Origin of the sequence: Metallosphaera sedula DSM 5348 (genome assembly GCF_000016605.1) — an archaeon.
GTDB classification, from domain to species: Archaea; Thermoproteota; Thermoprotei_A; order Sulfolobales; family Sulfolobaceae; genus Metallosphaera; species Metallosphaera sedula.
This window is the reverse complement of record NC_009440.1, coordinates 913,783-939,224: the sequence shown is the minus strand read 5'-3', so window position 1 is coordinate 939,224 and position 25,442 is coordinate 913,783. Positions and strand designations below refer to the sequence as shown.

Genomic DNA, 25,442 nt, shown 5'->3' with positions numbered 1-25,442 from the left:
ATTAGTATTGAGAACGTGATATAAACTTATTCCAAGTTCTCACTTCACGACTAGGACCGGCCTCTTGGTCCTCTCGGCAACCGACGAGCTAACGCTCCCGAGAAAAACCTTCTTAAGTCCCTTAAATCCCCTGGTGCCTAACACTATCAGGTCAACGTCTTCCTCCTCAGCGAACTTCGAGATCACCTGATCAGGTGGACCCCTAGCCACCTTGAACTCCACGTCAATTCCATGCTCGTGAGATATCCTCTTGATGTCCTCGGTGTGGGCCATTATCCTCTCCTTAATCTTGACGTGATCCTCCCTGTAATAGCCCTCGATCACGAAGTGATCAGAGTCTATTGCCTCGACCGCAACCACCTTTGAGGAGTGAAGCTTAGCCAGTTGGATAGCGTGGAGCAACGCCTTCCTGGCTTGCTCCGATCCATCATATCCAACTAGAAGCTTTTTATACAACAGGGTTCACTGCTATTCTCTACACTTCAAAGAATTTAAACTTTTCTATTAATTTCATTTAAAACGAACATTGTTTTACTTAAAAAATTATCAGTGATAAGGTAGAGTGTCCTTGGGTTTGTAAAATGGTTTTCAGTTTCCAGCGATTGTTTAGTTTATGCCACTCCTTCTCCTTTATGTTTGGGGTTAGGAACTAGGTAAGTTTCCCATGTCTGGCCTTAGGTCGCGTTATCTATATGTAATTGCTGTTCCTCAGTCACGACATTTATAACCAAAAGTAGTGGGTTATCACGTTTCAAACCTATCTTGGGTAGTGCCCTATTGTTGCCATACAAGGCGATGTCATAGGAGTATATAAGATGACTTGGTATAGTATACTATACCAACTTCTCGATAACTTGGTATAGTACAATAAACCATATTAACGCTGTCCCGAATATACCCTGTGGATATTGAGGATATTAAGCAGGTCATAGTGGATCAGTCAGACATACTTCAAAATAAATTGAGAGGAAGGATAGTGAAGAGGGACGTCCCAGATCTACTTAAGTACTTGAGGGCCCCAAACGCCCTAGCCATCCTAGGAGTAAGGAGGGCTGGAAAATCCACCCTGGCAACTCTTCTCCTTCAGGGGAAAAAATTCGCGTATGTAAACTTCGAAGATGAGAGATTGAAAGGTATCAGGAAAGAGGAACTGAATAAGGTTCTCCAGGGTATTCATGAGCTGTACGGTGACGTTGAATACATCATCTTTGACGAGATACAAGGAGTAGAGGGCTGGGAGCCCTTCGTTTCAAGGTTAAGGGATGTGAAGAGGGTAATCGTCACTGGGACCAACTCCAAACTTTTGTCCGGTGAGCTAGCTACATCCCTAACGGGTAGACACAGCGATTTCATCCTCTTTCCCTTTTCCTTTCGCGAGTACCTGAGATATAAGGGCGAAGAGGTTGCAGATAACGACTTTTACTCCACGTTAAGGGTATCCAGACTGAAGGTGGAACTTGAGAACTACATTGTGGAGGGAGGATTTCCGGAGTCCCTAATTCTGAGCAGGGAACAGGTGAACTTCATCTATAATGACATACTCTTCAAGGACGTGATAGCGAGATACAGGATTAGGGAAATAGGTAAGTTTAGGGAGTTTGCCAGGACACTAGTCTCCTACTACTCCAATGAGGTCTCGCTCTCCTCTTTAGCTAAAGTCCTGGGTCTGAACAAGGTTACCGTGGAGATGTGGGCTAATGGGTTGAGTGAGGCATACCTAATCTTCTTTCTACCAAGGTACGGCGAGAAGCTAAAGCAAAGGCTAACATACAACAAGAAGGTTTACGTTGTAGATCCTGGAATAATTTCAAGCGTAGCCATAAAAGGAAAGGACAAGGGTAGAATAATGGAGAACCTGGTGGCTATCAAGCTCGTGAGAGAACTTCAGGGTACAGATCATTTATACTACGTTAGGAACGGTTTCGAGGTCGACTTTTACGATGAGTTAAACTCTCGACTGATTCAGGTTACCTATGCTAGCGATGTAGTAGAGGAGAGGGAAATAAGGGGGTTAATCAGGGGTCACGAGCTAACAAGGGCCAAGGAGCTAATAGTTGTCAGCTGGGATTTAAGGGAGACAATCAAGCATGAGGGCATGGAGATAAGGGTAATCCCCTTGTATCAGTTCTTGCTGAGAGACTACAACACTCTGTGAAGTCTAGGAGTCGATCACTTGATGAAAGCCAGGATAGGCTTACCCTTGACTTGATGAATCATGCCTGTTGCTTGCCCTTGTGATCTTAATAGAATGTCTGAACTATATAATGTTGTAAATTCTAGATAGAAATATCCAGAATGTACAGGAGACCGGTGAAGTCTTCAAGGGGTTCCTCTGGGTAAGCGAGGTCTTTCAACCCATCCTATGGACATATTTAGCCAGTAGGGCCTTCATGAACAAGTTTCCGTGTGAAACTTTTAGGTTATGTTCCCTAAGCAGGCCTTCAGTCCATAAACCCAAGGTTAACTGTTACTATGACTTGGTGACCTCTCCTCCTTGAAGGCTCTCCTCATAATCTTGCCTGAACCTGTCTTCGGAATCTCGTCCACAAGTCTGATCTCTCTGGGGACCTTGTATGGGGCTAGCCTTGTCCTACAGAACTCTTTAAGTTCCTCGAGGTTCAGTTTGGCTCCCGGTCTAGGTTTCACGAAGGCTACTACCCGCTCGCCCCTGTACTCGTCCGGTATACCCACGACAACTGCCTCGTCAACCCCAGGGTGAAGATGAAGAACTTCCTCCACCTCTCTCGGCATTACCTTGAAGCCCGAGGTAACTATGACATCCTTCTTCCTGTCTATTACGTAAACCCAACCATCTCTTATCTCGCCAATGTCCCCTGTGTGAAGCCATCCGTCCTTGAACTCCTCCTGTTTCCAGTAACCCTTCACGACTTGAGGACCCCTCACCAGGAGCTCGCCGTCCTCCAACTCGATCTCTGTGTTGTACACGGGCATCCCAGAGCTCACTACACCCATTTCGTTAACCGGTAGCTCGCCTGAGTAGGGGTAAGGCCACAGCGTGGCCGGTGATGTGGTCTCCGTGAGGCCCCAGGCCATATAGATCCAGGAACCTGTCAACCTTTTCCACTCCTCCTCTAGGGCTCGAGGCATTGGCATCCCGCCAGAGGACCATAACCTCATCGACGTTAGGTCTTCCCCAGAGTAGGAGTTGAGCATGGCCCTATACGCTGTGGCAACGCTCATGGTTACCGTGGTCCTCTCCTCTTGAACTGTCCTAAGTGCTGACCTGGGATCGAACCTGAAAGTTGCTACTATCTGCGACCCAGCCATCACGGGCGTGGTCACGTGGAAGACCTGCCCAGTCACGTGGAAGAATGGTGCGATCCCAAGGACCTTGTCCCGTCCCGTGAACTGGAACCACCTCACGTAGATGAGAGAGGAGGCGTAAAGGTTGGAGTGCGTAATCGGAACTCCCTTGGGCTTCCCCGTTGTTCCCGAGGTGTACATCAGGACCGCGACCTCTTGGGGGGAGTAGTTCACCCTGTCCCCTCTCCCCGACTTGAGGTTGAGTTCCTCTTCGCAGTCCGGGATATTCCACCCTTCCACCTTGTGAAAGGTGTGAGGATTGGTCCTGATCACAGGCAAGTTCGAGGGAACGTTGGACTCACATGACGCGATCACGAGCTTCGCCCCAGAGTCCCTTGCCAAGTAGTCCAGTTCAGCTTGCGTGTAACTGGGATTAACGGGCAACACAATCCCTCCCTTCCTCCACACCGCGTACTCGGCAATGACGAACTGCGGTATGTTCTGGGTGGAGAGGATTACCACGTCTCCCCGGCCAATTTCCAGTTGGGAGGAAACGCTCTCCACCATTCCCCTCAGCTCGGGGTAACTTATCCTGTTGCCAAGGAAGTTTATGGCCACGCCTTCCCCAGAGGACTCTAGGATATCGCTCTGGGTTCTAGGTCTGAGGTCGGGTAAAATTGGGCCTCTAATCATTGAGTCGTGAACTCCTCATGGCTTAAAAAGTGACCCTCTGAAAAGTTGAGTTTACCACTAGTTTAAGTTCTTTTACGTTAAATGAATCATATGGATAGGAAGTTCCTGTTTCAAGGTAACGTGATAAGCTTGATCGCATCCCTAGTGATACTTTACGGGCTAGTTCTCCTTGAGTTGAACGGGATAGGGTACGCCCTCTCCCCCACGTTTCTGGGGATAATGACCGTGGTCTGGGCAGTGGCCATCCCCTCCTTTTTAAGTTATCATAGGAGTAAACTTCAGAAGCAATGGATAATGGACTATTTCGCAGTTTCAGCGATCGTAATAACCCTTGTTGGGTTAATACTCGCGTTCCTCCACAGTTTCCTGGGGATTGAGGTAATAGTAGCTGGTTACACTCTGGAGCCAATAGCTGGAATCTCCATTTACCTAACTGCAAATCAGATATCCAGGTTGTACTCGTCGCTTTTCTTCTGGGGTGCCGTGATCTTCACCGCAGGGCTTCCCCTGTACCTCTTCCACGCTGGTGTAGTCTCCATTGTGGGGGACATTGTGAAAATGGTTGGGATAATAATGTTGCTGACGAAGGGCAAGGTTACTACACCCTCAAGGTAACGTATGGATGCCTTTAACGTGAAGCTATATACAGTACATAATCTAAAGGAGAAAACGTGAAGAGATATCAGGATAAGGAAAATTAGACAAGAACAAAAAAGGGAACTGGTTCACACCTTCGTTCCTTCTACTTCCTCCGAAATTTCATCGACACTGATTCCCTTACCGGTCTCATACCCCTTCACGAACCATAATATGGCTGCTACCATACCCACTGCCCATACTAGCCCGTTGAACAGAGTGTACTGGAAAATGCTGAAGTTACTTGTAAGGTAAATCGTGGGAATGTAAGCTCCAATGGATATGAACCTTGCCACCGCCGTTATTGTACCCCTCTTGAGGGTAGGCCAGATCTCGCTCTTGAGGGCATCTTCCGTAAGATAGGAGATCCCTACGAACACGTTTAGCAACACCAGTAGAGAGTAGAATAGGGTCAGACTCTTGCTCCACATGGGTATTGTCCCCATGATCAGAAACGTGAATCCCGTCGCCCCCACAAAGGAGATGAGGAGGAGTAGTTTCCTGCTCAGGGAGTCAGCGAACACGCCTATCACCAGTCCCACAAGCATCTCAGCTAGGTTGGTCACTAGTATGATCATGGCAGTCTGACTCGGAAAGTAGTAGGGCCCCAGGACGTAGGTCATGAGACCGTAACCGATGGTGTTGGCAGCCGCAACCAGGATTACGACCAGGAGCTTAAACCACATGGGAAGCTTCTTAACCGTGATCTTTGGCCTCAATTCATCCTGCGATATTATCTTTATATCTCCGAAGTACTTCTTGATTTCCTTGTCCGCGTCTTCAAGTCTACCCTGTTTCTCGAGCCACCGTATGGACTCGGGAATCTTGAGCCTGGTGTACATCAGAACCACGAGGACTATGAGGACTGTGACACCTATCATGAGTCTCTGGAAAAACACCGATTGGTTCTGAACCAGGTAACCCACGAGACCTAGTACGAAACCTCCAACGTTAATGAAGTTGAGCTCCAGGAAGAAGGCCTTGCTCCTGTGTTTCCTGGGCATTATCTCGTGGGTCGCGACCATGATTGTGTTCATCTCACCCCCAGCGGCGAAGAGCATCATGGCAAGGAAAAGAAGGATTAGATAGTAGGTCCCGCTGAAAACCAGTCCCACTGCGCCAACCCCATATAAGGCCATGGTGATGTAGAACATGGTCTTCCTGCCAAGTCTATCGGAAAGGGGACCGGTCACCATAATCCCTATGATTAGCCAGAGGGGTGCCCATGCCAGGAGAGTGCTCGTGAGGAACTTAGGAACGCTTACCCAGCCAGTTGCTATGGAGGCCATACCAAAAATGTAAGCCTCTAGGAAAAATCCGGCAGAGAAAGCTATGAAGGCGAAGGTATGAACCTTGGACCAGGAGAATTTGTCCAGGTTCTTACTGGGAAGATTTGGATCCATCGAGTCATAAGAACTGCTTATATTTTAAAGGTTTACGAATGTGATCTCTAAAAAGTTTAGAGGATATCGTATTACCACTAAACTGTTAGTAAGAACTCAAGGGAGCTTAAGTGATTGATCCTCCACCAAAACCGTGCGAATTAACCGCCTTCCCTGATTAGCCTATACAGCATCTGGACTCTCCTGGCCGGATGTGGATGTGTGGAAAGTATGTCCGTGAAGACGCTCACCTTCTTGTTGAGCCACTCCCTCACAACGAGGAGAGGTTCCTGGCTCTCGACCCTGACCGGGGCTGCCGTCACAATGATCCCAGTGAAGGGGTCCAGTCTAATTTTCTGCATGTATAGCTCTATCTTTGCCAGAGCAGTGGCAAGGGCGCTCGATCCCTCACCTAGGACCTCATACGAGTTGTAGTCGGCATAGGATTCCCTCAGCCTATTGAACCATAGGACAAAGACCTGAAGAGTTAACGTGGCAACTAGAAGGATAAAACCAAGGGCCAAGGCAAGTAGGGCAAATAGAAGCTCAAATTCGTCTCCTGCTAAGAGTATTGCGAAAAACCCGAAGTTCATGAGGAGGGTGCTAATGTAACCCAGGGCAGTAGGTATCAAGCCTAGGGTCATCCCAATTTCCACGTCCCTATGTTTCAGGTGACCCACCTCATGGGCTATTACAGCCCTGAGTTCATTCACGTCTAAGATCTGAAGGAGAGGTATGGTTATTCCCACCCTTTTCCCGCTTACGCTATTTCCATAGGCGAAGGCGTTGGGATAGGGAGCATCCACGAGGAAAACCCTAGGTGGGGATATCCTCGACGCGAGCGCCACCTCCCTCACCATCTGTACTAACCAGCCATACTCTGGGTCGCTTGAATGAATCTCTATTCCTCCCCTTCCCACAAGGTAAGGTGAGATTAGCCATTGAAATAACCAGAACACGAAGAGTAGAGGGAAAACTAAGACGAGCGAGATCCTGAGGGCTGAGGATATAACCAGAAGGATGAGGGCCTCTGACACCACGGTGAGGATTAGTGCAAACCCCATGCTAGTGAGGAGCCTTCCCTTAACGCTCATGGAATTAGTTCGTTGGCTAAAATTAAAAGTTTGAGAGTTGAGGGAGATTTCCTATCTCCCGATGGAACTCTTAACCTCCAAAGATCGAGCTAAGTATCCCACTAATGATCGCGAGCACTCCTAGGCTAAATACCAGGATGAGGACTCTACCTGATCTCGCGAACTTGAGGAGCGCGTCAATGAGAACCAAGCTAATTCCCGTGGCAACTATCATGGATACGGCAAGTCCTGTCACATTTATGAGGTGGACGGCTTGCACTACCTCAGCCTTACTAAATATCACGGTGACACCTATTGCTCCGAGCGCAGCCGGAATCAAGGAAAGGAAGGAGAGCCTGAACGCTTCCTCTGGTTTTACCCCTAGGAGGATCATGGCTGAGGTGGTCATCCCAGATCTGCTAACTCCCGGGAGCGCTGCCAACCCCTGAGCTATCCCCACGATCACCATGTCTCTCCACGTGAGTTCATTCAACCCTCTTCTGGGAACATATCTCTTCCTTGTTAAGTAGATCACTATCCCATCCAAGACTAGGATTACCCCAAGGACAGTCATGGGAATTCCCACGACCGCAGACGTGACCAAGTTTATCACGAAAAGGTAGAGCGGAACACCGATCATCCCCGTTATCAGCGTAATGACTACGACGAACTTGAGCAACTTGACGTCCTGCGATGTTCCCCTACCCACCAGGGCCTTCACCAGCCTAACTATCTCTCGCCTGAAGTATATCACCGCAGCGAAAATGGTTCCAATCTCCATGAAGAGGCCGAAGGCGTATGCCAGGGAGAAGGGTAAGCCCAGGAGAAAGGTTGAGGCTATCAAGACCTGGGTTTTACTGCTAATGGGCAACCACTCACTGATTCCTTGAACTAGACCGAGAACTATACCAACTAAGACGTAGTTCATGCGCGGTAAGACGTGTTCAGAAAAATAGGGTTTGCACATATAGAATTAGTAAAAAATATAGTTCTACATAGACTCGATACTCTATATAGTTCACTTACGCCTCTCCAGGAGGACTCCCACGGCTATGATGATGAGGAGGACTGGAATCCACAGGAGGAGGGTTGGGAAACCAGCCGAGGAGCCCGTGGCTTCCTGAACCCCGCCTTGCACCACGTTGCCCTCAAGGAAGTACTGCGGGGGCGTGTAGTTGCCCATCTGCTTATCGTGGTAGATCGCGTTGTAGATGCTGTAGTTATTGTTAATGGTTGCCACGTAGCCGTAGTGAATTGGATACTGTAGGGGAACCGGATAACTCCAGTTCTCAGGGGTCAGGACCAGGGGAGGCCTTGGAGCAGTGAAGTTAAGCCCGTAAAGGATTGACTCTGGTCCGAACTCCTTCACTATGGGGTTCAGGTAGGGAAGATGCCAGTTGTAGTCAATGAAGGCAAGGATTGAGTAGCCCGAAGCGGTGTAGTTGTCCACGAATCCCTCCTTGGAGTAGGGCGAAACCATAAGGAGCGGGATCCTCTGCCCTAGGGTGAAGTAACCCGGTAATATCTTGGATATTGTTGGAGTATTGGCGAGACCGAACCCATTAACTATTGGTGGAGGGACTGGATCGTAGTATCCTCCGCCTTCGTCGAAGGTGATGAAAATCACAGTGGAGTTCCAGTCTGGCCCCGTCATCACGGCGTTGATCACTGTGGAGAGCATGAGCATAGCGAGTGTGGTATTGTAGGGAGGATGCATATCGTAACCGGGCACGTGATCGTCATACCCCATGGGACCCGTGAACATGACGTATGAGACTGATGGAAGAGACCCGTTTCTAGCCTCAGCCAGAAAGTCTGAAAGGTCGTGATAGTGCGAGTTCCACTGATTCGCTCCCTTCAAGAGGCTAACGGGCAGGGGTGCCGTGTTGTTGTATCCAAGGTAAAGATCAGGGGATAGTATCTGAAAGTCCTTGGAGTAACCGTATTCGTACCAGCCCCAACTTACATTGTTCTCCGTGAGCTGGTAAAGGATAGACTCGTTAAGAGGTATTAACCCAAATTGAGGGGCGTCGCTCTCAACCTGAGTGGGAAAACCTGTAATGTATGCAATCCTGTTGGGTACAGTCACGGATAGGGTGGGAGAGAAGTAGTTATCAAAGAGTACGTATTCCTCGGCGTAATCCCAGAGGAGCGGTACCTGTTCATATGAGACGTAAGCCAGTGACTGAGGGCCAGATCCGTTCACGAAGCCGTTCATTTGCCCCCAATTCCAGTCCTCATGATAGTTGGTGTAACCTTCCTTGGGATTTACTAGGACGGTTGAATTGGCGTAATAGGGGTGAAGGTAGCCCTTTCCGGCGGGAACTGAGATCCAGGTTACGTTTCCGTGGGACTGAGACAGGGTGTTTAGGAGGGATAAGTTGTAAATGTAATTCACGGGCCTCATGACTGACATGGTGATATTGTTCACGATCACGGGGTATCCAAAGGGATAAGTGCCGTAAATGCTGTCGAAAGCGTGGTTCTCAAGTTCTATGAATATGACATGTTTTATTGGTGTGGCTGTGGCTTGAGTCGCTCCAGAGCTCACGATTGAAAGAAAAGAGAGAGCCGAGAGAAGCGTGAGAACTATTCCGATCCAAGTTAGAGCCTTCATGAGCTCAACTTTTTACTTGAAAATATAATCGTTGTCTATATAAAAATGGAGTAACATATAGACTACGTAGTACTATATAGTTGTGTGGGAGTTGTTCATCCCTTGACGAACTCCGGCCTCCCCTTTCCCGGAACAGCTACAACCCTATCGCCTATCCTCACCTTCTCCCTAACGTTAGCGTATAGCCTAAATCCTTCTTCCATCTCAACTATGGCGTAAATTCCTCCCTGGAATTCCGTGTAGGAGAAGATCACTCCCCTCCCCGAGCTAAGTCTGGACTCCAGTTTGCCCCCGTGACATCTAGGGCATCTATCCCTGGGATAAAAGAAGTTATACCCGCAGTCGAGGCAGTGAAGGTATGGGATCTTGCCTTCCTTGAAGCTCTCCATCTCACTCACCTAGAACTAGGGTAGTCGAGTGAGCCCTGTTCCATCCACCTATCCCGTTAACCAGGACCATGTCTACCCCCTTGACCTGTCTCCCCTCTCCCATGGCATTTAACTGGATGAGCGCCTCCTCCAGGATCACCCCACCGCTCATGTAGGCTGGTTGACCCACGTTGAGCGATCCGCCTCCCGTGTTAATGGGGATCTCCCCTTGATAGGTGAAGTTGACATCTTGGGCGAACCTACCTCCCTTTCCCTTCTCGGCGAGACCTATGTCCTCTATCTGAAGGAGGACCGTGATGGTGAAGGAGTCATAAAGTTCAAAGCAGTCCATCTTCTCAAGGAGTGGCCTGGCCCCCTTGGAACTCTCGACTGCGGGCGTTGACACTATATCCGGTAGCTCAGGAGGCATCTCCGGCCAGTGGGCCTCCCCGAAGTACTTCACGGACAAGGGTCTTAGGTCTGACTTACCTCCTGACTTCCCCACGACGAACACGTGGAAGCCGTCAACTGGATACACGATCTCCAGCAACCTAAGGGGAGTACTAACCATCCTAGAGGAGAGCACGTCCTCTAATCTGAGGGGGTCCTTGTACATAGCCTTGGGATTTCCCTGGGCATTAAACCTCTGTTTCACGGCTATGGACGCCCTCTGCTCGTCCGTGGTCCCGAAGAGGTGCGAGTGCCTCGTCGCCACAAGTGCGTAGTCCGTGACAGGGTTCAGGTCGTCGTAAACCCTGAACACCTCGTCGAAGGGAGTGAGCCTTATACCTTGATATGCCCTGTCCACCGAATCTGCAGTCACTTTCCTCTCCCTCACGGGAGACGCCTTCCCGCCCACGATTATGACAACGTTATCGGCGTCACCTGCAGAAATCGCCTTCTCTGCCCTATAGAGCATGGCTAGGGCAGAGGCTCCCCCAAAGTCCACGTAATCTAGGAACCTAGGTCTTATTCCAAGGTATTGGGCCAGCTGTCCCGTGTAGAAATGCAGGGCCAAGTTACCGTCAAAGGTACCTGGGAGGAAGGTCGCAATTAGCCCGTCTATCTTACCTCTGTCTAGGTGGGCCATCTCGAGGGCCTTATCAAGTGTGGATGAGAGAAGCTCAAAGGTGGTGCCCGGGTAGGTTTTCTGTACCGTACTTCCGAAACCTAAGATCATGGTATCACCTAGAAGGTGAGTCCTCCCGTAACTCCAATTAACTCTCCCGTAATGTAGGAGGCCTCATCACTGGCCAGGAACGCCACTAGGTTGGCCACGTCCTCTGGCTCGCCTATCCTCTTGATGGAGAGCCTTTCCATGAACTTCTCCCTTATCTTGTCTGGGACAGTCCTGGTCATGGGGGTATCAATGAAACCTGGGGCAATGGCGTTAACCGTGATGTTGTATCTTCCAAGTTCCTTGGAGAGGGTCTTGGTGAAACCAACGAGGCCAGCCTTCGCCGCAGAGTAGTTAGCCTGGCCCACGTTTCCGGTCCAGCTCAGGGACGACATATTTATGATTCTACCGTGTCCCTTGGAGATCATGGATTCAACCACCTGCTTGGTCATGTTAAAGGCCCCGTAGAGGTGAACCTTGATAACGGCGTCCCAATCCTCCCTCGACATCTTTACGAAGAGTGAGTCACGGATAATGCCAGCGTTGTTAACCAGGACGTCAACGTGATCCGTCTTAAAGTGGGCCATGGAGGCCTCGACGAACTCACTGCATGAGTCCCAGTTAGTTACGTCCAGTGGTAGACCCACCACGTGGAGACCAAGCTTTCTCAGGTTCTCGGCACTCTCCTCATAATTCTTGAGATCCCCTATGGCCACCTTAAATCCCTTCTCCCCGAGTTTACGTGCTATGGCCAAACCTATTCCGCTCCCCGCTCCAGTTACCAGGGCGAGGCTATTCTCGTGTTGAACTCCCATACCATAGACCTGAGAGCGCGGGTAAAAAACGTTCAACATTATTGAGATCGATGGGAAGCTTACTCGGACTCCATTTATTCTTTATATGAATCAGGAAGTCCATACTGGTAAACGGCCTCAAGCTAAGATTAATCGATTTACTATACTATATAACATTCAGAGAATACGGCACCAGGAAATTTATATTGAGACTCTTTACTTGGGCTATCCTTTCTAGGCGATTCGAATAACTTTGAGAAGAGTCAGGATGATCTCCATATAAACTTTAGTTAACTTAAGGCTTAGTTTCTTTAGTGAGTTTATAGACTATCATTCATGAGACATTTCATCATTGATTGCGACACGGCCGAGGATGATATATTTAGTCTATTCCTTCTCCTGCACAAGGGAATGAAGGTACACGGTATCACCGTGGTCGAGGGCAACGTCTCATTCCCTGTGGAGGTGAGGAATGCGCTATGGGCCTCTGATTTTGCCCGTAGATATTTCAAGGTGGACTTGAAGGTATACCCAGGGATGGAGAGACCCCTAATCAAGGGGTTCAGGACAGTCGAGAACGTTCATGGAAAGGGGGGTATTGGTGACTCTGCCCTGGAGACCAACGCCAAACCTGAGCCCAAGCACGCCGTCGACTTCATCCTGGAGACCGCGGATCGCTATCCGGGAGAGCTCGAGTTCCTAGCGATCTCTCCGCTCACGAACCTAGCCATGGCGTACCTCAAGGACAAAAGTCTCCCTGAAAAAATAGGTAAGGTCTGGGTCATGGGTGGTACCATCAACGGTCACGGCAACATAACGCCCGCCGCAGAGTACAATATCTGGGTTGATCCCGACGCCGCGAAGCTAGTGTTTAACGCTGGATTCGACATTACCATGGTTGCGTGGGACCTCATAACACAGTACACCGTGAATGAGGAGTGGGAGGAGATTAAGAGGATGAACACCGAGATGAGTCAGCTCTACATCAACTTCTATACCCACTACAGGAACTTCGCCATGACCAGGCAGAAGATGAGGGGGAACCCACACCCCGACCTCATCACAACTGCTGTTGCGTTGGATCAGAGTGTGGCGACCCGCGTGGAGAGGCAGTTCGTCGACGTGGAGAACTGCGATTGCCTTACCAGGGGTGCCACGGTGATTGACTATCTAGGAGTCCTGGGCAAGGAGCCCAACGTGAACGTGGTCTACGAAATAGATAGGGGCAAGTTCATTGCCATGCTCCTAGATCTTCTGGGAGGTCAACGGGTCTGAGTGAGTTCTCCCTTTTCCTCCCTCACTATCTCGCAGGAAAGAATCGATTTACTATGCCTACTAACATGACCTATTGCTTCATCTATTATCTTCCTCACGGCCTCGCCGTTAAGGGAATAGACCGAGTATTTCCCCCTCTTCTCAACGTTCACAACTCCGCAGTTCCTGAGACATGAGAGATGATGAGATATTAACGATTGGGACTTCCCAAGCGCGTTAGCTATTTCCTGCACAGTTGCCTCGTGATCCCTCAGGTATAGGGTTATCTCCAGTCTCGTTCCATCAGATAGCGCTGAAAAGAAGGATTCAAGTTCAAGTATTAGCGGTCTATTATCCATGAATTAATATCCATGTTTACGCTTAAAAATATACCTACATTGAAAATCTAGAGCGTGATCTAGGTGCGTGACTATCCCGGACTCGTTTCGCGTGAATGAGTGAAGTTTCCCTTTAACGGCTAGAAGGATGAAAGGAGCAATCATGGTAAGATCAGTTCATATATTTTCTATTAATAGATATAATCACATAACCACTAAGATAACCTTAATACTATGATAAGGTAACTATTTTAATGATTAACAATTTTGCCGAGACCGTTGAAATTGTTTTTGCGTTGTCATATGGAACCCTTTCAGTAGAGTTATTACTTACATATCTTCTCCCTAGAGTTTGGAAAAGAGGTGAGCAAAGAGGGAAAATAAGAAGGAGAGAGTTCGGATCCTATATTGTTCTGATAGTTACTCTTTTCGGAATATACTTCGTGGATATTTTCTTTACATATTTCTCGTTTTACTCTGGATTAGGCGAGTTACCATTTCTCTTGGTATATTTGGGAGTTATTTTAGCGCTAGTAGGGATAGGGTTTAGGTTATGGGCAATCTTGACCTTAGGAAAATTCTTCTCTCCCGTAGTGACTTTGCTAGAAAATCACCGGGTTGTTGACTCCGGCCCTTACGCATATGTTCGGCATCCAGCATACGGTGGGGCCATTATCATACTGACCGGAGTGGCAATCGCCTCAAGGTCCATCTTCGCAATAGTTCTTTCCATAACAGCGTCTCTCCTGGTGTACAGTCGTAGAGCAAAGTTGGAGGAAAAGCTCTTGACTCAAGAACTGGGAGAGGAGTATATTTCTTACATGAACCGCGTCAAGAAGAGGTTTATCCCCGGTATAGTGTAGGAGGACTAGTGTCTGCTCAATCCAGCCTTAAGTAATCCTAACTTTCCTTCTAAACATGAGCTCATTATACGAAAGAAACCGGCCCTAAACCTATGTTGAATTAACCGATTTATATTTCTACTTAATACACTAATGAGAAAAAATTTAACCTATCATTCCACCGTGACTTATGGTTCAGGATAGGAAAATACCGCCGTTCATACTTGATAATCCAGTGAGGAGGGCTTTCTCGCCCCCAACCAGGATCTTGGATAGGTTTAGGGACTCGATTATCCCAGGGATGACTGTTCTGGACGTGGGGTCTGGGCCAGGTTTCTTCATCCCTCTCCTGTCCAGGTTGGTGGGGGAGAAGGGAAAGGTGTGGGCAGTTGACCCTGACCCAAGGGCAATAGATAGGATCAAGAGGAAGGGTCTAAGCAACGTTGAGGCGAGGGTGGGGTCTGCAAGTTCCCTGAGCTTTCTTGGTGACGAGAGTGTGGACTTCGTGTTCTCAAACCTTGTGCTATGTTGTCTCGTGGATCACAAGGGGGCAGTAGATGAAATGAGGAGGGTCATGAGGAGATCTGCGAGGGCCTACGTGAGCTCAAGGAAGGGAAGAGGAAAGGACCCGAGAAGCGTGAAGGAGGAAGAGTGGAAAGAATTACTCTCCAAGTTCAAGGTGATAAGGAGCGGTTCTTCATTCATGGAATGGTGGGCCCTGGTGGAAAAGTGAGGTGGGTTCAGGGGAGGAAGGAGTGGGGGAAGTGCGAGGTATGTTACGCTGAGTTCCTCAAGGGAGTTCAACATTCAAACTCCCTCAACTGCTGGAAGGTAGGGATACCCATCTCCTCCCTTAAGGTTCAACTGGATGACGTTCTAGTCCTACTGGACGAGCTAGGCGTTCCGTGGAAGTTCTCCTTCTTCCCCTTCCCACTTAGGTTAATGAGCAGGGGAGTCATCGTTTTGTACTTTTCCTCAAGAGAGGAGATGGAGTCCGTAGTAAGCGAGATCTCTCCCCTAGTTGAAAGGCCCAGTACCATGGAGAGGAAGTTCTTCGATACCTTCGTCAACGTGGACTGGGTTCAGGGTATAAACTACAGGAGAGCTTGCCCCGAGTACGACAAGTTCGGGGATTGGAGGAGCTGGAAAACTAGCTAGTCAACATGGACGTTTCCCTTATCCTCGTTGCAAGTATTACCACGCAGATCACTGATGCCATGGAGATGAGGAAGGAGTACTGAAAGGCCTGAATCGAGGGTATGAAGGTAAAGAGAGGGATACTACCCAGAAAGCCGGAGAACAGGGGGAACTTATACGTGTCCTGAAGCGATCCACTGATGATAGGCCCTAGCGTGTTACCCATGAGTCTCATTGAGGTATTAGTCCCCGTGATTGACGACATTTTCTCCCTAGAGGATGAGGCCAGCAGAAGTGTGATCCTGGTAACATTCATCCCAGAAATGAAGAACAACACGAGTACCAGGACACCCATGAGTTCAGGCACACCTACCTTGCCCACGACCCAGGCTAGTAAACCTAAGGTCCCAGTAGATGCCATTGAGGAAGACAGGATCACTCTCTTATAACCTACCTTGTTCACTAGACTTCCGAAAAGTGGTCCACCAACTAGGAGCACCAGGGATATGGGCGCCATTGTCTCTCCGGTCTGCAGGATGCTGTAACCGTATCCCACTGGTCTAGGTAACTCGAAAATGAACACAAGGGACTGGAAAGTAAGGAAAAGCCCAAAACCCGTTATGAACGAGGAAAGGAGAGGAACGGAGATGTTTGGGTTCTTGAGGTCCTCGGGATTGATGACTGGGTTGTTGACTCTCCTCTCACGAAGGGCAAAGTAGGCTAGGATGAGGCCTCCGAGACCCAGAAGGGAGAAGAACCCAGGAGAGGTCCATCCCCAGCTAGGGGCCTCGGTGAAACCAATTCCCACAAGTAGGAAACCCAATGACAGCAACCCAACTCCCACGACGTCAATCTTCTCTCCTGTTCTCACGGTTGAGCTGGGAAAAAGAAGGTAAACCAGTATTACGCTCATCACTAGGAAGGGGAGAGAGGTTATGTAAGCGAACTGCCAGGAGTAATACTGAGAAATGAAACTACCAATAGGCAGAGCAACTGCTGCACCAACAGCGAAAGTGGAGGCTATCACACCCTGAGCAACTGGAAGTTCCCTGTTGCTAAGCCTTTCCCTGAGAAGGGTATACGCTAGAGGGTTAATACTTAACCCGATGCCTTGAACAGACCTTGAGGCTATGAGTACAGCAAAGTTTGGGGACAAGGAAGTTAGGGCAACGGACACGATGTAAATTGAAAGGATTGAGAGTAGCACTCTCTTCCTCCCCCAAGAGTCTGCAAGTCTACCCACTAAGGGAGCGAGTGCCATCCCTGTGAGGGTTTCCGAGGAAAGTATCCAAGATCCCTCTGATGACGTAACATTGAACTGCGACTCTATCCTCGGTAATGAGGGGAGCACCACCATCTCCACATACATGGTCATAATGGAAATGAAGGCGAGGATGGGCACGAACTTCCAGAACTCGCTCCTCATATTAGATATATCGATAACAGGATTAATTAGGATTGCTCAGAGGGCCCCTGGTCCATGTGATCCACGGGAACCGTTAGTCCCTTCATTGTATGGGTACCCATGAATCTCGGGTACCCATGAAATTCATGTTTAATAGCGGACGGCCCATCCGACAAGAAGACTAAGATCTTGAGTCTCTTGGTTCTGATCATTGGAGAATCGAACTTAACAGGTTCCGCATAAACGAGAAGAGACTCTTCTCGGAAAGGTACCTTAAACGCGAGGAGAGGAGAGTTTATGAGATCATGGATTCCGTGATAACTGGGATCCTTCAACTCTTAGTGGAGCCTACGTTATCTCAATCAACTTCCTTGCACGACCGAGATACTCCTTTGCCCTTTCAGAGTCAACTACGTGTAGCTCCACCGGAGAGTCAAAGGGAGGAGAGTGCTCATCCATAGCCCTTACAAGTATTTCTCTCCTTAACCTGATTATGTCCCTGTCACTTAATAGTCTAGGAAAAATGATAAGTATATCTATATCGCTTAACACGGTTATCCTATCCTCTGCCACTCCCCCGAAAACGTAAACCTTCACCCCAGGATCAAACTCCCTTGCCGAATCCGCTATGGCCTTGGCATACTCCCTCCACTTGGAAAGGTGCTCAAACTTATCCCTTACCCAGCTTGACATTCCTAGCAATCACCTCCAGTTTATTTATGGTCTCCTCGGTGGACTTCAAAATTTCCTCGGCATGAGACCTATCGTACTCCACGTCACCATATCTGCTATCGATATACGCATTTTCTAAATCAATTAAGAAATCCCTTTTTGACCTAGTCAACGCATCTATTTCCCTCTGTGCCTCCTGAAACTCGCTCTCCCAACAGCTTAGAGAGATGAGACAGGAGTGATTTAAGCTCATGAGATCTGAATTCGGACGCAAAGGGTTCCTGTAATATCGCCTTTAGATAGAGTTGAAGTGATTGTTCACAGTTAAACACGGCCAAATCATAATATCCCTTTTCCACGTTAAGTCTAGCATTTTCAAGAAACTGTAAAGCCCTCGCCTTAAGCAGTTGAATCCTGATCCCACTCATTAGGAATAGGTCTTTTCAAGGGTATTTAGCGTTCATGAAGGCTCCTTCAATTCAGTGCAGGAGACCCTCTTCACTATTTTCATTTTAATTTTTTGTCTGTTTTAAGACATTTATATTTTTATAAAGTGAAATCTTTAAGAGATCTAGAAAAAGATCTTTGCCATGACTTGGAAAAGAACCATAAGTGCAAAGGCACTGGAAAAGGCAGGTCATGCTGCCGTTAAGGTAGATGATAAGGTAATTTTCATTGCGAATGTTAATGGAACGCTTTACGGAATGGATGCGGTTTGCTCTCACGCTAGGTGTATCCTGGGTGAACTTGACTCCGGAAACTTAACAGTGAAGTGTCCCTGCCATCACGCAGTCTTCAACCTTAAGACTGGTGAAATGCTGGAGCCTCCATACGTAGCCAAGGACGCACCCAAGGAAAAACTTGGCTTGAAGACATATCAGGTCAGGGATAATGGTGGCTGGATAGAAGTCGACGTGTAGTTTTTTAGGCCTTTGGATTGGGCATCTGATCCAGAATTTCCTTGACCAGTTTCACGAACTCGTTTCTCCTATCCCTGAATACCTCAGTGTAAGTCTGGGCCCACCTGATCGTGGGATCACCCCTACTGAACCGGTCGTATTGCTCATATCTCATTCCTACCTCCGACCCTATCACGTCCCAAAGGAGGTTGAAGGTCTTGACTCTCTCAAGAGCATCGAATCCCTTCATTGCCATGTACTTCTCTAGGTAAGCCCTTTCCTCGGGGTTCGTGAAGTCCTTTGCTCCGGCGGGTATTGGTATGGATGAACCTGCACTTATGAGCCTCAAGATCTCGTTTGCCCGTGGTACTGCCTTCATGTTGAAGTGACTAGCTGAGATTGAGATATAGGGATCGGGTCTCACGATGTTGGGTAATTCCTGGGCTCTGGCCACGGAACCGTAGAGGGCAGCCTCGTTAAGTGCGACGTATAGGAGGATCTCGCCTATTTTCTCTTGAACGTTGATGAAGGTACTTGTGCCGGCTGCCTCGGTGATAGTCATGGCTAGCCCTGCCAAAAACTTAAGCCTGGTGTAGTGCTGTATCATGAAGTGCCAGTTAAACCATCCCCTGAGCCCCACAGTATGCCACATGAGGTCCTCAATGAGCTCAGGTTTCTTGAAGAATATGATCCTGTCCCACGGGACTAACACGTTATCCAAGACCAGGATTGCATCAGCCTCGTCCCACCTTGAGGAGATGGGATACTCAAACTCGCCACCCTCCCTTGGTTGGAACCCTCTCCTCGCTATGAACCTTACTCCCTTGGTAGTTGTGGGAATTGAGAAGTAGAGGGCATACCTAGGGTCAGAGTCCCTCCTCATGTTCGGAAGATACCACAGCATCTCGGCGTAGGGTCCTGCCGTACAAATCATGGCTGCACCCCTGACCACAACCCCCTCTGGCCTCTCCTCTGTGATACCTATCTGTATATACGGATCTTCCCACTGAGACGGAGGTCTAGATCTGTCATACATCGGGGCAACTATGGCGTGTGTGTAAAAGTGGTCCTTTCTTGTGGATTCCCGATAGATTTCCATGGCGTTCTCCATGAACCTCGAACCGAAGTGTTTCCCGAAGTAGTCCTCAGCGTGGGCGAAGAAGACCATGGTCCATAGGTTCATGTAATCTGGGCTTCTTCCGAAGAAACCCCTATAGAACTCGTAGATCTTTACCAGCCCCTCCCCTAACTTCAGGAGGTCCTCCTTGCTCCTGGGTCTGACTAAGCTTATGCTAGTTTCCTCACCGACGTCTCTGTTGTAGACCCTCAACCCGTCAACTTTCCAGTGAAGGTCGTAGTAGCTGGCCACAGTCTTAACCGGGATCCTGAACGCGGGATGATTTACAACGTCGCTCACAACTTCCCCTTCGTAGTAGGTCACAGGCGGATTCTTGCTTATACTCTCTATGTAGTCACTCCCTTTCCTTATCATGCTTCCCACCCCCTTAACTCTCCGTGAAGGTTCTCCACGGGCATCCACTCCTTGAGCCAGGAATCTGGGATTGGTCTTCCCCAGAAATCGCTCCTAAACCTAAACTGATCGTGGGTCCATTCCACTGTCTTCCACTTATCTGGGTCTAACACCTCATAATCGTTAGTAAAGAACTCCAGCCTATTCATGTCCAGGTCCCTGAGATAGATGTAGTACCCCTCTGTGGCCCCATGCCTTCCCGGGCCCCTTTCTATGTTGTCCCAATACCCCATGGATGCAAGCAAATCCGCTGCCCTAATCACGTCCCTTACGTCATGTACGTAGAAGGTCTCGTGATGGAAGCCTGGAACTTTCCTCTGGGACTCAGCTATTGCCACTTCGTGGGAGTTACCCCTCCTTGTGAGCCAGACCACTGTTTTCCTCCCTGTCTTGTCCAGGAAACGTTCGGTTTCCACGAACCCGAGGTCCTTGAAAAATCTCTCCTCCCTCTCAAGGTTACCTACCACGTAATTCACGTGGGCTAACTTCACCGGGGATACGCCTCGATGAAGATAGAACTTCAGCCTCAAATCACCCACATACTCCATGTCCTGATAGAAGAGGAGGGGAACTCCTCCAGGCGACTCCACAAGTATGGAGTCCTCCACCCCCTTCTCCTTGAATCTCGTGGAGTTACCCAGTTCCCTCACCTTATCGAGTCCCTCCCTAACCCTGAACGCAATATAGCACAGGCCTGGAGAGCTTGCCTTCTTCAGAACTAGACTGTGGTGTTGTCCCTCCTCGATCCCCCTGAGATAGAGGTAGTCTCCATCCTTCTGCGTCTCCACGAAGCCAAGGAGATTGACATAGAAGTTCTCAGCCCTCTCTAGGTCTGTTACTCTCACGCACACGTGAGAAAGCCTGAGCACGTTTAAGTTAGTCATGAGACTATTTTAATTTACGAATTTTATTAGGTTTACATCAAACCAGTTAAAGAACAAGCACCAAAAAGTCTGACGTAAGCTCTTCTCAGGTTAAATACAAACGTTCCTGTAATTTCTCATGTAGTAAACCAGCGGATTGGGTTCCCTGTTCACCTTAACCTCCTTCACCTCCCCCACTATGATAGCGTGATCCCCCACATCTATCACCTGGCTCCTACTTGCTAGTAAGTAGGCATAACCATCGCTCAGGAGAGGAACCCCTTCCTTTGAGAGATGAAACTTCACTTCCTGAAACCTGGTCTCCACTGGCTTGGTTGCAAAAACATCGAGGATCTTCGCATCGTCCACAAGGTTTACCGAGAAACTTGAAGTCTCCCTGAATGGGACGTCGTTACCCTTGGTTCTATCGGCAATGAAGAGGACCAGGGGAGGGTTCAAGGAAAGCGAGTTGAACGTGTTCACTGTCATTCCGACCATTTTACCCTTCCACGTAGTGGTAACCACGGCTACGCCCTGTGGATACCTTCTCATCAAATCCCTTAGTCCTTCAGACAGGTTGATTTCCATTTATCTCACGGAGATATTTCGTCCAACCTTTTATTAGCTGTTTTATGTCCTAGGGATACTGCAATCACTGTTGAGATTATCTGGAAGGACGCTATGAGCAGGAAAACCTCAATTGCCAATCCCGTGGTGACACCACTGGACACTAGGGACGCCACAAAAGACGCTACAACAACTGTCCCTACTCCTCCTCCTATATGCCCCAGCCCGTCGGTGAGGGCGAAACCTGTCGCCCTAGCCCTTGTTGGAAAACTCTCAGCGCTCCACGCATATGACACTGGAACCCATAGATTGAAGCCGTAGAACAGTATTGACGATCCCAGGAAAGATAACGGTAAGTTGGTCTTCGCTAACGCTATCACCACGCCCCCCACTATGGTAAAGAGAACTGAGATTGCAGTCCACCTGCTCCTCTCCATCTTATCCCCAACCAACATGATGGTTACTGCGCATAGGATGAACCCTATATCCCCAAAGGAGGCAATGATACCGGCCTCGGGCGGAGGATATCCTAGGGACGCCAGGATAGTGGTTAATCCTGCTGCTAACACGTAAACTGTCATGTAGCCAAAGAACCACATCGGGATTAGGACCGCGAGCCTTCTCGCATACCTCCTATCCAGTATCACTGCCTTTAACGAGTCGAGATAGGACAATCTCTCCACAACGTAAGGGGGTATTACCGCGGGAAGTGGAGGAAGAGACCTTAGCTTCCTCGACGCTCTCTCTTCCATTTGTTTTACCACGGCCTCGGCGTCAGCTATCCTACCGCGGGATATCAACCATCTAGGAGATTCAGGAAGATTGAACCTGAGGAGCAAGCCTATCAAGGCTAGGAGAGCGCCAATTCCGTACATCACCCTCCACCCGTTTACGGCAAGGAAGCCAGATCCTCCTAGAGCGAAGGGTAAACCTAGGGGAAATGGAGCAGGTGGAGTTGTTAACAGGAGTCCTAACCAGAGACCCAACCCAGCCCCAAGAGTTGAGAACAGGAACACGAAACTGGTGTACTTTGCCCTCCCATTTAGTGGAGCAACTTCGCCTATGTAAGTGTTGACCACTGCTAGGTCTGCTCCGACTCCTATTCCTGTGATAGTCCTAGCCAGGAGGAAGTTAGAATAATCGTTAACAAGTGCGTTGTACAGACTCCCGAGCCCCGTGATGGCCATGGTTATCATTAACATGTTCCTCCTGCCTATCCGATCCGAGAGAGGGGAAAGGAGTAGGGAGCCCACAATATATCCAACCAGGTTAAGGAGAACTGCCGGTCCCAGTAGAACCCCAATCTCTGGCGAGGATGGACTACTAACGTGAAATATGGTGAGAGATGTCTGGATAAATGAGACGTTAATGTCAAAAATATCAAAAAATGTGAAGAGAAATCCCATCCCCAGTATTCCAATGAAAATGTACGAGAGTGACCAGATGGGTAACCTGTCCATCCGGGCGATTATTTCCCCGGCTTTCACAGACTTTTCTGCCATAATTGGAGAATTGTTCATGGTAATTAATCCGTTATATCAAACTAGTTTAATATTGAAACATTATAAGTATAAGGTTATTACAGTATAAACTAGATTATAGATGATGGAAAATGGTGCTTAAGAAAGTGACAGTCGGGGTAATTCACGAGGGTTGTTGGACATCAGAGGCTCAGGAGAGAGCTATTACCATGAACCTAGAGGTTTACCCTGACCGTGGTTACCTGAGGAGTTGGCTCGTTTCACCATCTAAGGAACTGGGGCGGAGGATGGCATCACATAAATCAGTGAAGAAGTTGAATAGAGTTTACGTGAATAGGAGTGACGCCCTTCTGGATTTCCTTAACGTATATGAGGGATCGATCGCAGGTTTACTTTACTCGAGGGAGGTTCTAATTCTGGGTAACTATAACGAAATGGGTAAGGAGTTCTGGACCTTCGTTACAGGAAGCGGAACTCTCAGCGAACTGAAGGAGGAACTCTCATCCCTGGGAAAGATAGTTCGCGTCGAAGTGGAGGACTTTTCGCCCAGTTATCCCTATCTCACGGATATGGAAAGGAAGGTGTTTTGGATGGCCCTCAACCATGGATATCTCAACTATCCACGGGAGATTGAGGCTGAGGCACTGGCCAAGGTTTTGGGGGTGAGCAAAGTAACCTTTCTCTACCACTGGAGGAACGTCCAGAGAAAGATTCTGAGGTATGTGTCGGATCATCTGACGTTTTGAGTTGATAGCGTGAAACTTGTTAGAGATATGTTTTAAAAATGGAGGGAGCAAGTTGCCTCCATGTCCAGCGAAAAGGATTTCACAATGCCCATAACCAGGACGGGCAGATCGCAAACAGTTTTCCCACCACCCTGGTATTACGGCGTGACGTACATAGCATCTCACGTAAAGTTCAGTGGGGCAGAACAGATCATCCCAGAGTTCATGAAGACGGATGGAGAGGGATGGGTGTACATAGCAGAATTTGTTTCGACGGCAGAGTCGAACTGGGATTATATGTACCAGGAGCCGGATCTGGTTCAGTACATGGAGGGCGCAATAGGACTGAAGGTAGAGTACAAGGGAAAGAACTACCTGTATTTCCCCTACATGTGGGTAGACAAGGATTGGGCCTTGGTCAGAGGCTGGCTAGATGGCTACCCCAAGAAGATTGCAAACATCAGGATGACGAAACTCCACCCCCTTCTGCCCAAGTACAACAGACCTGAGACCGGCCTCAAGATGGGAGGTTACGTTACGAGGGGAGGAGGAGTGATGCTGAGATTGAGGGTAGAACTTGAGGAGAAGACTGACTCTCTTCCCCTGAAGAACTTCGGACCCTTCATAAATGTGAGGAGATTTGCCTCAAGAGGTGAAGGGGAAGACGACGTGTATGAGATTGTAAGCAGGCTAAGGGACGAGAGTAGATATGGCGAAATCTGGAAGGGAACTGCGGAGGTAGAGTTAGGAGGTTACGTAAACGACGAGGTTAACGTCCTATCCGTGGATCAGGTGTATGGTGGGTACTACTACACCCTTTACTTCAGGGTAACGAAGACTGTCCTCCTAGACAAGGTAAGAGGACAGCTAGAAAGGGTAGCGTAAAAAGCTTTTTCTTGACCTTTTGTTTATCATTGTGTTTGTTACTGCTGTGAGTAGATTACAGATACATAGACTGAAGTATTGTTGTCTAGATTCACCTTAATCCTGTAGACCCCTCCAGGAATCATGGTCTGGGGGAGAGAGGAAAAGTTTACGGAGACGTTGTTATTCCCAGGACTCAAGAACATGGGATTGATACTAACCGCATACGTGTCAACGCCCTCGAGTGAAGCACCAGTAATCCTAACCTGACCGGAGGAGTAAAGGGTGAAGTTAGCTGTGTTATACTTAAGTGTACCTTGACCCACTTGGTAAACAGATACTGGCTGACCCTGTTGTGAAGGACCATATCCTTGTCCTACCCCAGTTCCTTGTCCATACCCAGGTTGATAACCTGGCCCTTGTCCATACCCTGGTTGATAGCTGGGTTGCGGTACCGCAGAGAAATTAATAGATCCTAGTCCTATGTAGGATATAATTAAGCCGATGAAGTTTATGAAGGGTATGGCGGTGATTATTCCTCCAGTTTTCAGGGTACCATTATTATACCTCTCGCCTATGAAATAAAGTGCTATTCCTATGAGGATGTAACCTATGAAATTAAGATATGGTATGATCGACAAAATAACCCCAATCCTTCCAAGCACCATGTTGGGAACGAAGGGCTCTAAGGCTGAGAATCCTCCGTATAGCCTGACTAGAGCTATAATTGCCACGGCTATCGCTATCACCAGTATAATTACACCCACAATAACTCCAGCTATACCTCCTGCAAAAAAGACGATGCCTAGAATCAACAGGATTGCTGCTAAAAACTCAAAGGCTATTCCACCCCTAAGCCTGGAAATTCCATTCACTTCCTGTGGTGATGCCATAAATATAACTTGATAGCGATCTTATTA

The 25,442-nt window shown here is 48.5% G+C and carries 29 protein-coding genes; 9 read left to right on the top strand and 20 right to left on the bottom strand.

From position 1 onward, the window contains the following. Window positions 1–39: 39 nt before the first annotated feature. Entirely contained in the window at window positions 40–456 is a 417-nt protein-coding gene (locus MSED_RS05150; RefSeq protein WP_012020972.1) for a universal stress protein, read from the bottom strand. A 445-nt stretch (window positions 457–901) separates the two neighbouring features. Between MSED_RS05150 and MSED_RS05145 the strand changes: the two genes are divergently transcribed. Then, the gene (locus tag MSED_RS05145; RefSeq protein WP_012020971.1) at window positions 902–2,155 is read left to right on the top strand and encodes an ATP-binding protein; all 1,254 of its coding nucleotides are present in this window, start codon (window positions 902–904) and stop codon (window positions 2,153–2,155) included. Window positions 2,156–2,460: 305 nt separating this feature from the next. Here MSED_RS05145 and MSED_RS05140 read toward each other — a convergent pair whose 3' ends face one another. After that, window positions 2,461–3,957, bottom strand: coding sequence for a class I adenylate-forming enzyme family protein (locus tag MSED_RS05140; protein ID WP_012020970.1), 1,497 nt, complete (start codon window positions 3,955–3,957; stop codon window positions 2,461–2,463). 90 nt (window positions 3,958–4,047) lie between these two features. On the opposite strand from MSED_RS05140, the gene MSED_RS05135 reads away from it, so the two are divergent. Then, a complete protein-coding gene (locus tag MSED_RS05135; protein WP_048060037.1) occupies window positions 4,048–4,572 on the top strand; it encodes a hypothetical protein in 525 nt (174 codons plus the stop codon). 110 nt (window positions 4,573–4,682) lie between these two features. Here MSED_RS05135 and MSED_RS05130 read toward each other — a convergent pair whose 3' ends face one another. From MSED_RS05130 to fabG, 7 genes are all read right to left on the bottom strand, one after another. Next, the gene (locus MSED_RS05130) at window positions 4,683–5,996 is read right to left on the bottom strand and encodes an MFS transporter (protein WP_012020968.1); all 1,314 of its coding nucleotides are present in this window, start codon (window positions 5,994–5,996) and stop codon (window positions 4,683–4,685) included. 140 nt (window positions 5,997–6,136) lie between these two features. Continuing rightward, window positions 6,137–7,069, bottom strand: a complete 933-nt coding sequence (locus tag MSED_RS05125) for a zinc metalloprotease HtpX (RefSeq protein ID WP_012020967.1) — start codon at window positions 7,067–7,069, stop codon at window positions 6,137–6,139. Between the two features lie 70 nt (window positions 7,070–7,139). Further along, window positions 7,140–7,976: an undecaprenyl-diphosphate phosphatase gene (locus MSED_RS05120; RefSeq protein ID WP_048060036.1), complete on the bottom strand. Its 837-nt coding sequence runs from the start codon at window positions 7,974–7,976 to the stop codon at window positions 7,140–7,142. 90 nt (window positions 7,977–8,066) lie between these two features. Then, window positions 8,067–9,665: an alkaline phosphatase family protein gene (locus MSED_RS05115; protein WP_012020965.1), complete on the bottom strand. Its 1,599-nt coding sequence runs from the start codon at window positions 9,663–9,665 to the stop codon at window positions 8,067–8,069. Window positions 9,666–9,760: 95 nt separating this feature from the next. Continuing rightward, window positions 9,761–10,054 (bottom strand): Zn-ribbon domain-containing OB-fold protein, encoded by a 294-nt coding sequence (locus MSED_RS05110; protein ID WP_012020964.1) that lies wholly within the window; start codon window positions 10,052–10,054, stop codon window positions 9,761–9,763. Between the two features lies 1 nt (window position 10,055). After that, entirely contained in the window at window positions 10,056–11,213 is a 1,158-nt protein-coding gene (locus MSED_RS05105) for a thiolase family protein (RefSeq protein WP_012020963.1), read from the bottom strand. 8 nt (window positions 11,214–11,221) lie between these two features. Then, the gene (gene fabG / locus MSED_RS05100; protein ID WP_012020962.1) at window positions 11,222–11,965 is read right to left on the bottom strand and encodes a 3-oxoacyl-ACP reductase FabG; all 744 of its coding nucleotides are present in this window, start codon (window positions 11,963–11,965) and stop codon (window positions 11,222–11,224) included. 315 nt (window positions 11,966–12,280) lie between these two features. Between fabG and MSED_RS05095 the strand changes: the two genes are divergently transcribed. Next, a complete protein-coding gene (locus MSED_RS05095; RefSeq protein WP_012020961.1) occupies window positions 12,281–13,219 on the top strand; it encodes a nucleoside hydrolase in 939 nt (312 codons plus the stop codon). On the opposite strand, the gene MSED_RS05090 is transcribed toward MSED_RS05095, so the two are convergent. Then, complete coding sequence (locus MSED_RS05090) at window positions 13,207–13,557, bottom strand: ArsR/SmtB family transcription factor (RefSeq protein WP_012020960.1); 351 nt, start codon at window positions 13,555–13,557, stop codon at window positions 13,207–13,209. The genes MSED_RS05095 and MSED_RS05090 overlap by 13 nt on opposite strands. Before the next feature lie 233 nt (window positions 13,558–13,790). On the opposite strand from MSED_RS05090, the gene MSED_RS05085 reads away from it, so the two are divergent. The 3 genes from MSED_RS05085 to MSED_RS05075 all read left to right on the top strand — a co-directional run bounded on the left by MSED_RS05085 (window position 13,791) and on the right by MSED_RS05075 (window position 15,536). Beyond that, window positions 13,791–14,399, top strand: a complete 609-nt coding sequence (locus MSED_RS05085; RefSeq protein WP_012020959.1) for a methyltransferase family protein — start codon at window positions 13,791–13,793, stop codon at window positions 14,397–14,399. A 169-nt stretch (window positions 14,400–14,568) separates the two neighbouring features. Beyond that, the gene (locus tag MSED_RS05080) at window positions 14,569–15,111 is read left to right on the top strand and encodes a class I SAM-dependent methyltransferase (protein WP_012020958.1); all 543 of its coding nucleotides are present in this window, start codon (window positions 14,569–14,571) and stop codon (window positions 15,109–15,111) included. Further along, window positions 15,108–15,536 (top strand): hypothetical protein, encoded by a 429-nt coding sequence (locus MSED_RS05075; RefSeq protein WP_012020957.1) that lies wholly within the window; start codon window positions 15,108–15,110, stop codon window positions 15,534–15,536. Before MSED_RS05080 ends, MSED_RS05075 begins: the two co-directional genes overlap by 4 nt. Here the strand turns inward: MSED_RS05075 and MSED_RS05070 are convergent. The 5 genes from MSED_RS05070 to MSED_RS11980 are packed head-to-tail and all read right to left on the bottom strand — an operon-like array spanning window position 15,529 to window position 18,020. After that, a complete protein-coding gene (locus MSED_RS05070) occupies window positions 15,529–16,941 on the bottom strand; it encodes an MFS transporter (RefSeq protein WP_012020956.1) in 1,413 nt (470 codons plus the stop codon). The two genes, MSED_RS05075 and MSED_RS05070, sit on opposite strands and share 8 nt — an antisense overlap. 26 nt (window positions 16,942–16,967) lie before the next feature. Next, a complete protein-coding gene (locus tag MSED_RS05065; protein ID WP_012020955.1) occupies window positions 16,968–17,255 on the bottom strand; it encodes a hypothetical protein in 288 nt (95 codons plus the stop codon). Between the two features lie 13 nt (window positions 17,256–17,268). Next, entirely contained in the window at window positions 17,269–17,613 is a 345-nt protein-coding gene (locus tag MSED_RS05060; RefSeq protein WP_012020954.1) for a nucleotidyltransferase domain-containing protein, read from the bottom strand. Beyond that, window positions 17,591–17,845: a HEPN domain-containing protein gene (locus MSED_RS12295; RefSeq protein WP_048806918.1), complete on the bottom strand. Its 255-nt coding sequence runs from the start codon at window positions 17,843–17,845 to the stop codon at window positions 17,591–17,593. Before MSED_RS12295 ends, MSED_RS05060 begins: the two co-directional genes overlap by 23 nt. Beyond that, on the bottom strand, window positions 17,757–18,020 hold the full coding sequence (locus MSED_RS11980) for a HEPN domain-containing protein (RefSeq protein ID WP_012020953.1): 264 nt from the start codon (window positions 18,018–18,020) through the stop codon (window positions 17,757–17,759). Before MSED_RS11980 ends, MSED_RS12295 begins: the two co-directional genes overlap by 89 nt. A gap of 162 nt (window positions 18,021–18,182) precedes the next feature. Between MSED_RS11980 and sdx the strand changes: the two genes are divergently transcribed. Continuing rightward, a complete protein-coding gene (gene sdx, locus MSED_RS05050) occupies window positions 18,183–18,512 on the top strand; it encodes a sulredoxin (protein WP_012020952.1) in 330 nt (109 codons plus the stop codon). Between the two features lie 4 nt (window positions 18,513–18,516). On the opposite strand, the gene MSED_RS05045 is transcribed toward sdx, so the two are convergent. The 4 genes from MSED_RS05045 to MSED_RS05030 all read right to left on the bottom strand — a co-directional run bounded on the left by MSED_RS05045 (window position 18,517) and on the right by MSED_RS05030 (window position 22,954). Continuing rightward, window positions 18,517–19,983: a 4-hydroxyphenylacetate 3-hydroxylase family protein gene (locus MSED_RS05045; protein ID WP_012020951.1), complete on the bottom strand. Its 1,467-nt coding sequence runs from the start codon at window positions 19,981–19,983 to the stop codon at window positions 18,517–18,519. Next, entirely contained in the window at window positions 19,980–20,906 is a 927-nt protein-coding gene (gene hpaD, locus MSED_RS05040) for a 3,4-dihydroxyphenylacetate 2,3-dioxygenase (protein WP_012020950.1), read from the bottom strand. The genes MSED_RS05045 and hpaD overlap by 4 nt, the downstream gene beginning before the upstream one ends. Before the next feature lie 90 nt (window positions 20,907–20,996). Continuing rightward, window positions 20,997–21,461, bottom strand: coding sequence for a flavin reductase family protein (locus MSED_RS05035; protein WP_048060285.1), 465 nt, complete (start codon window positions 21,459–21,461; stop codon window positions 20,997–20,999). Between the two features lie 17 nt (window positions 21,462–21,478). Then, a complete protein-coding gene (locus tag MSED_RS05030; protein WP_048060034.1) occupies window positions 21,479–22,954 on the bottom strand; it encodes an MFS transporter in 1,476 nt (491 codons plus the stop codon). A 110-nt stretch (window positions 22,955–23,064) separates the two neighbouring features. Between MSED_RS05030 and MSED_RS05025 the strand changes: the two genes are divergently transcribed. Next, window positions 23,065–23,679 carry a helix-turn-helix domain-containing protein gene (locus MSED_RS05025; RefSeq protein WP_048060033.1) on the top strand — a complete coding sequence of 205 codons (615 nt, stop codon included), beginning with the start codon at window positions 23,065–23,067 and terminating at the stop codon, window positions 23,677–23,679. A gap of 60 nt (window positions 23,680–23,739) precedes the next feature. Then, window positions 23,740–24,543 (top strand): acetoacetate decarboxylase family protein, encoded by an 804-nt coding sequence (locus tag MSED_RS05020; RefSeq protein WP_012020946.1) that lies wholly within the window; start codon window positions 23,740–23,742, stop codon window positions 24,541–24,543. 38 nt (window positions 24,544–24,581) lie between these two features. Here MSED_RS05020 and MSED_RS05015 read toward each other — a convergent pair whose 3' ends face one another. After that, window positions 24,582–25,415 (bottom strand): DUF973 family protein, encoded by an 834-nt coding sequence (locus tag MSED_RS05015; RefSeq protein WP_012020945.1) that lies wholly within the window; start codon window positions 25,413–25,415, stop codon window positions 24,582–24,584. Between the last annotated feature and the right edge of the window lie 27 nt (window positions 25,416–25,442).

Bases quoted from the DNA above. Each gene is read 5' to 3' on its own strand.
- MSED_RS05140 (WP_012020970.1), bottom strand. From the start codon at position 3,957: ATGATTAGAGGCCCAATTTTACCCGACCTCAGACCTAGAACCCAGAGC.
- MSED_RS05135 (WP_048060037.1), top strand. From the start codon at position 4,048: ATGGATAGGAAGTTCCTGTTTCAAGGTAACGTGATAAGCTTGATCGCA.
- MSED_RS05130 (WP_012020968.1), bottom strand. From the start codon at position 5,996: ATGGATCCAAATCTTCCCAGTAAGAACCTGGACAAATTCTCCTGGTCC.
- MSED_RS05125 (WP_012020967.1), bottom strand. From the start codon at position 7,069: ATGAGCGTTAAGGGAAGGCTCCTCACTAGCATGGGGTTTGCACTAATC.
- MSED_RS05120 (WP_048060036.1), bottom strand. From the start codon at position 7,976: ATGAACTACGTCTTAGTTGGTATAGTTCTCGGTCTAGTTCAAGGAATC.
- MSED_RS05115 (WP_012020965.1), bottom strand. From the start codon at position 9,665: ATGAAGGCTCTAACTTGGATCGGAATAGTTCTCACGCTTCTCTCGGCT.
- MSED_RS05110 (WP_012020964.1), bottom strand. From the start codon at position 10,054: ATGGAGAGCTTCAAGGAAGGCAAGATCCCATACCTTCACTGCCTCGAC.
- MSED_RS05105 (WP_012020963.1), bottom strand. From the start codon at position 11,213: ATGATCTTAGGTTTCGGAAGTACGGTACAGAAAACCTACCCGGGCACC.
- fabG (WP_012020962.1), bottom strand. From the start codon at position 11,965: ATGGGAGTTCAACACGAGAATAGCCTCGCCCTGGTAACTGGAGCGGGG.
- MSED_RS05095 (WP_012020961.1), top strand. From the start codon at position 12,281: ATGAGACATTTCATCATTGATTGCGACACGGCCGAGGATGATATATTT.
- MSED_RS05090 (WP_012020960.1), bottom strand. From the start codon at position 13,557: ATGGATAATAGACCGCTAATACTTGAACTTGAATCCTTCTTTTCAGCG.
- MSED_RS05085 (WP_012020959.1), top strand. From the start codon at position 13,791: ATGATTAACAATTTTGCCGAGACCGTTGAAATTGTTTTTGCGTTGTCA.
- MSED_RS05080 (WP_012020958.1), top strand. From the start codon at position 14,569: ATGGTTCAGGATAGGAAAATACCGCCGTTCATACTTGATAATCCAGTG.
- MSED_RS05070 (WP_012020956.1), bottom strand. From the start codon at position 16,941: ATGAGGAGCGAGTTCTGGAAGTTCGTGCCCATCCTCGCCTTCATTTCC.
- MSED_RS05060 (WP_012020954.1), bottom strand. From the start codon at position 17,613: ATGTCAAGCTGGGTAAGGGATAAGTTTGAGCACCTTTCCAAGTGGAGG.
- MSED_RS12295 (WP_048806918.1), bottom strand. From the start codon at position 17,845: ATGAGCTTAAATCACTCCTGTCTCATCTCTCTAAGCTGTTGGGAGAGC.
- MSED_RS11980 (WP_012020953.1), bottom strand. From the start codon at position 18,020: ATGAGTGGGATCAGGATTCAACTGCTTAAGGCGAGGGCTTTACAGTTT.
- sdx (WP_012020952.1), top strand. From the start codon at position 18,183: ATGACTTGGAAAAGAACCATAAGTGCAAAGGCACTGGAAAAGGCAGGT.
- MSED_RS05045 (WP_012020951.1), bottom strand. From the start codon at position 19,983: ATGATAAGGAAAGGGAGTGACTACATAGAGAGTATAAGCAAGAATCCG.
- hpaD (WP_012020950.1), bottom strand. From the start codon at position 20,906: ATGACTAACTTAAACGTGCTCAGGCTTTCTCACGTGTGCGTGAGAGTA.
- MSED_RS05030 (WP_048060034.1), bottom strand. From the start codon at position 22,954: ATGGCAGAAAAGTCTGTGAAAGCCGGGGAAATAATCGCCCGGATGGAC.
- MSED_RS05025 (WP_048060033.1), top strand. From the start codon at position 23,065: ATGGTGCTTAAGAAAGTGACAGTCGGGGTAATTCACGAGGGTTGTTGG.
- MSED_RS05020 (WP_012020946.1), top strand. From the start codon at position 23,740: ATGTCCAGCGAAAAGGATTTCACAATGCCCATAACCAGGACGGGCAGA.
- MSED_RS05015 (WP_012020945.1), bottom strand. From the start codon at position 25,415: ATGGCATCACCACAGGAAGTGAATGGAATTTCCAGGCTTAGGGGTGGA.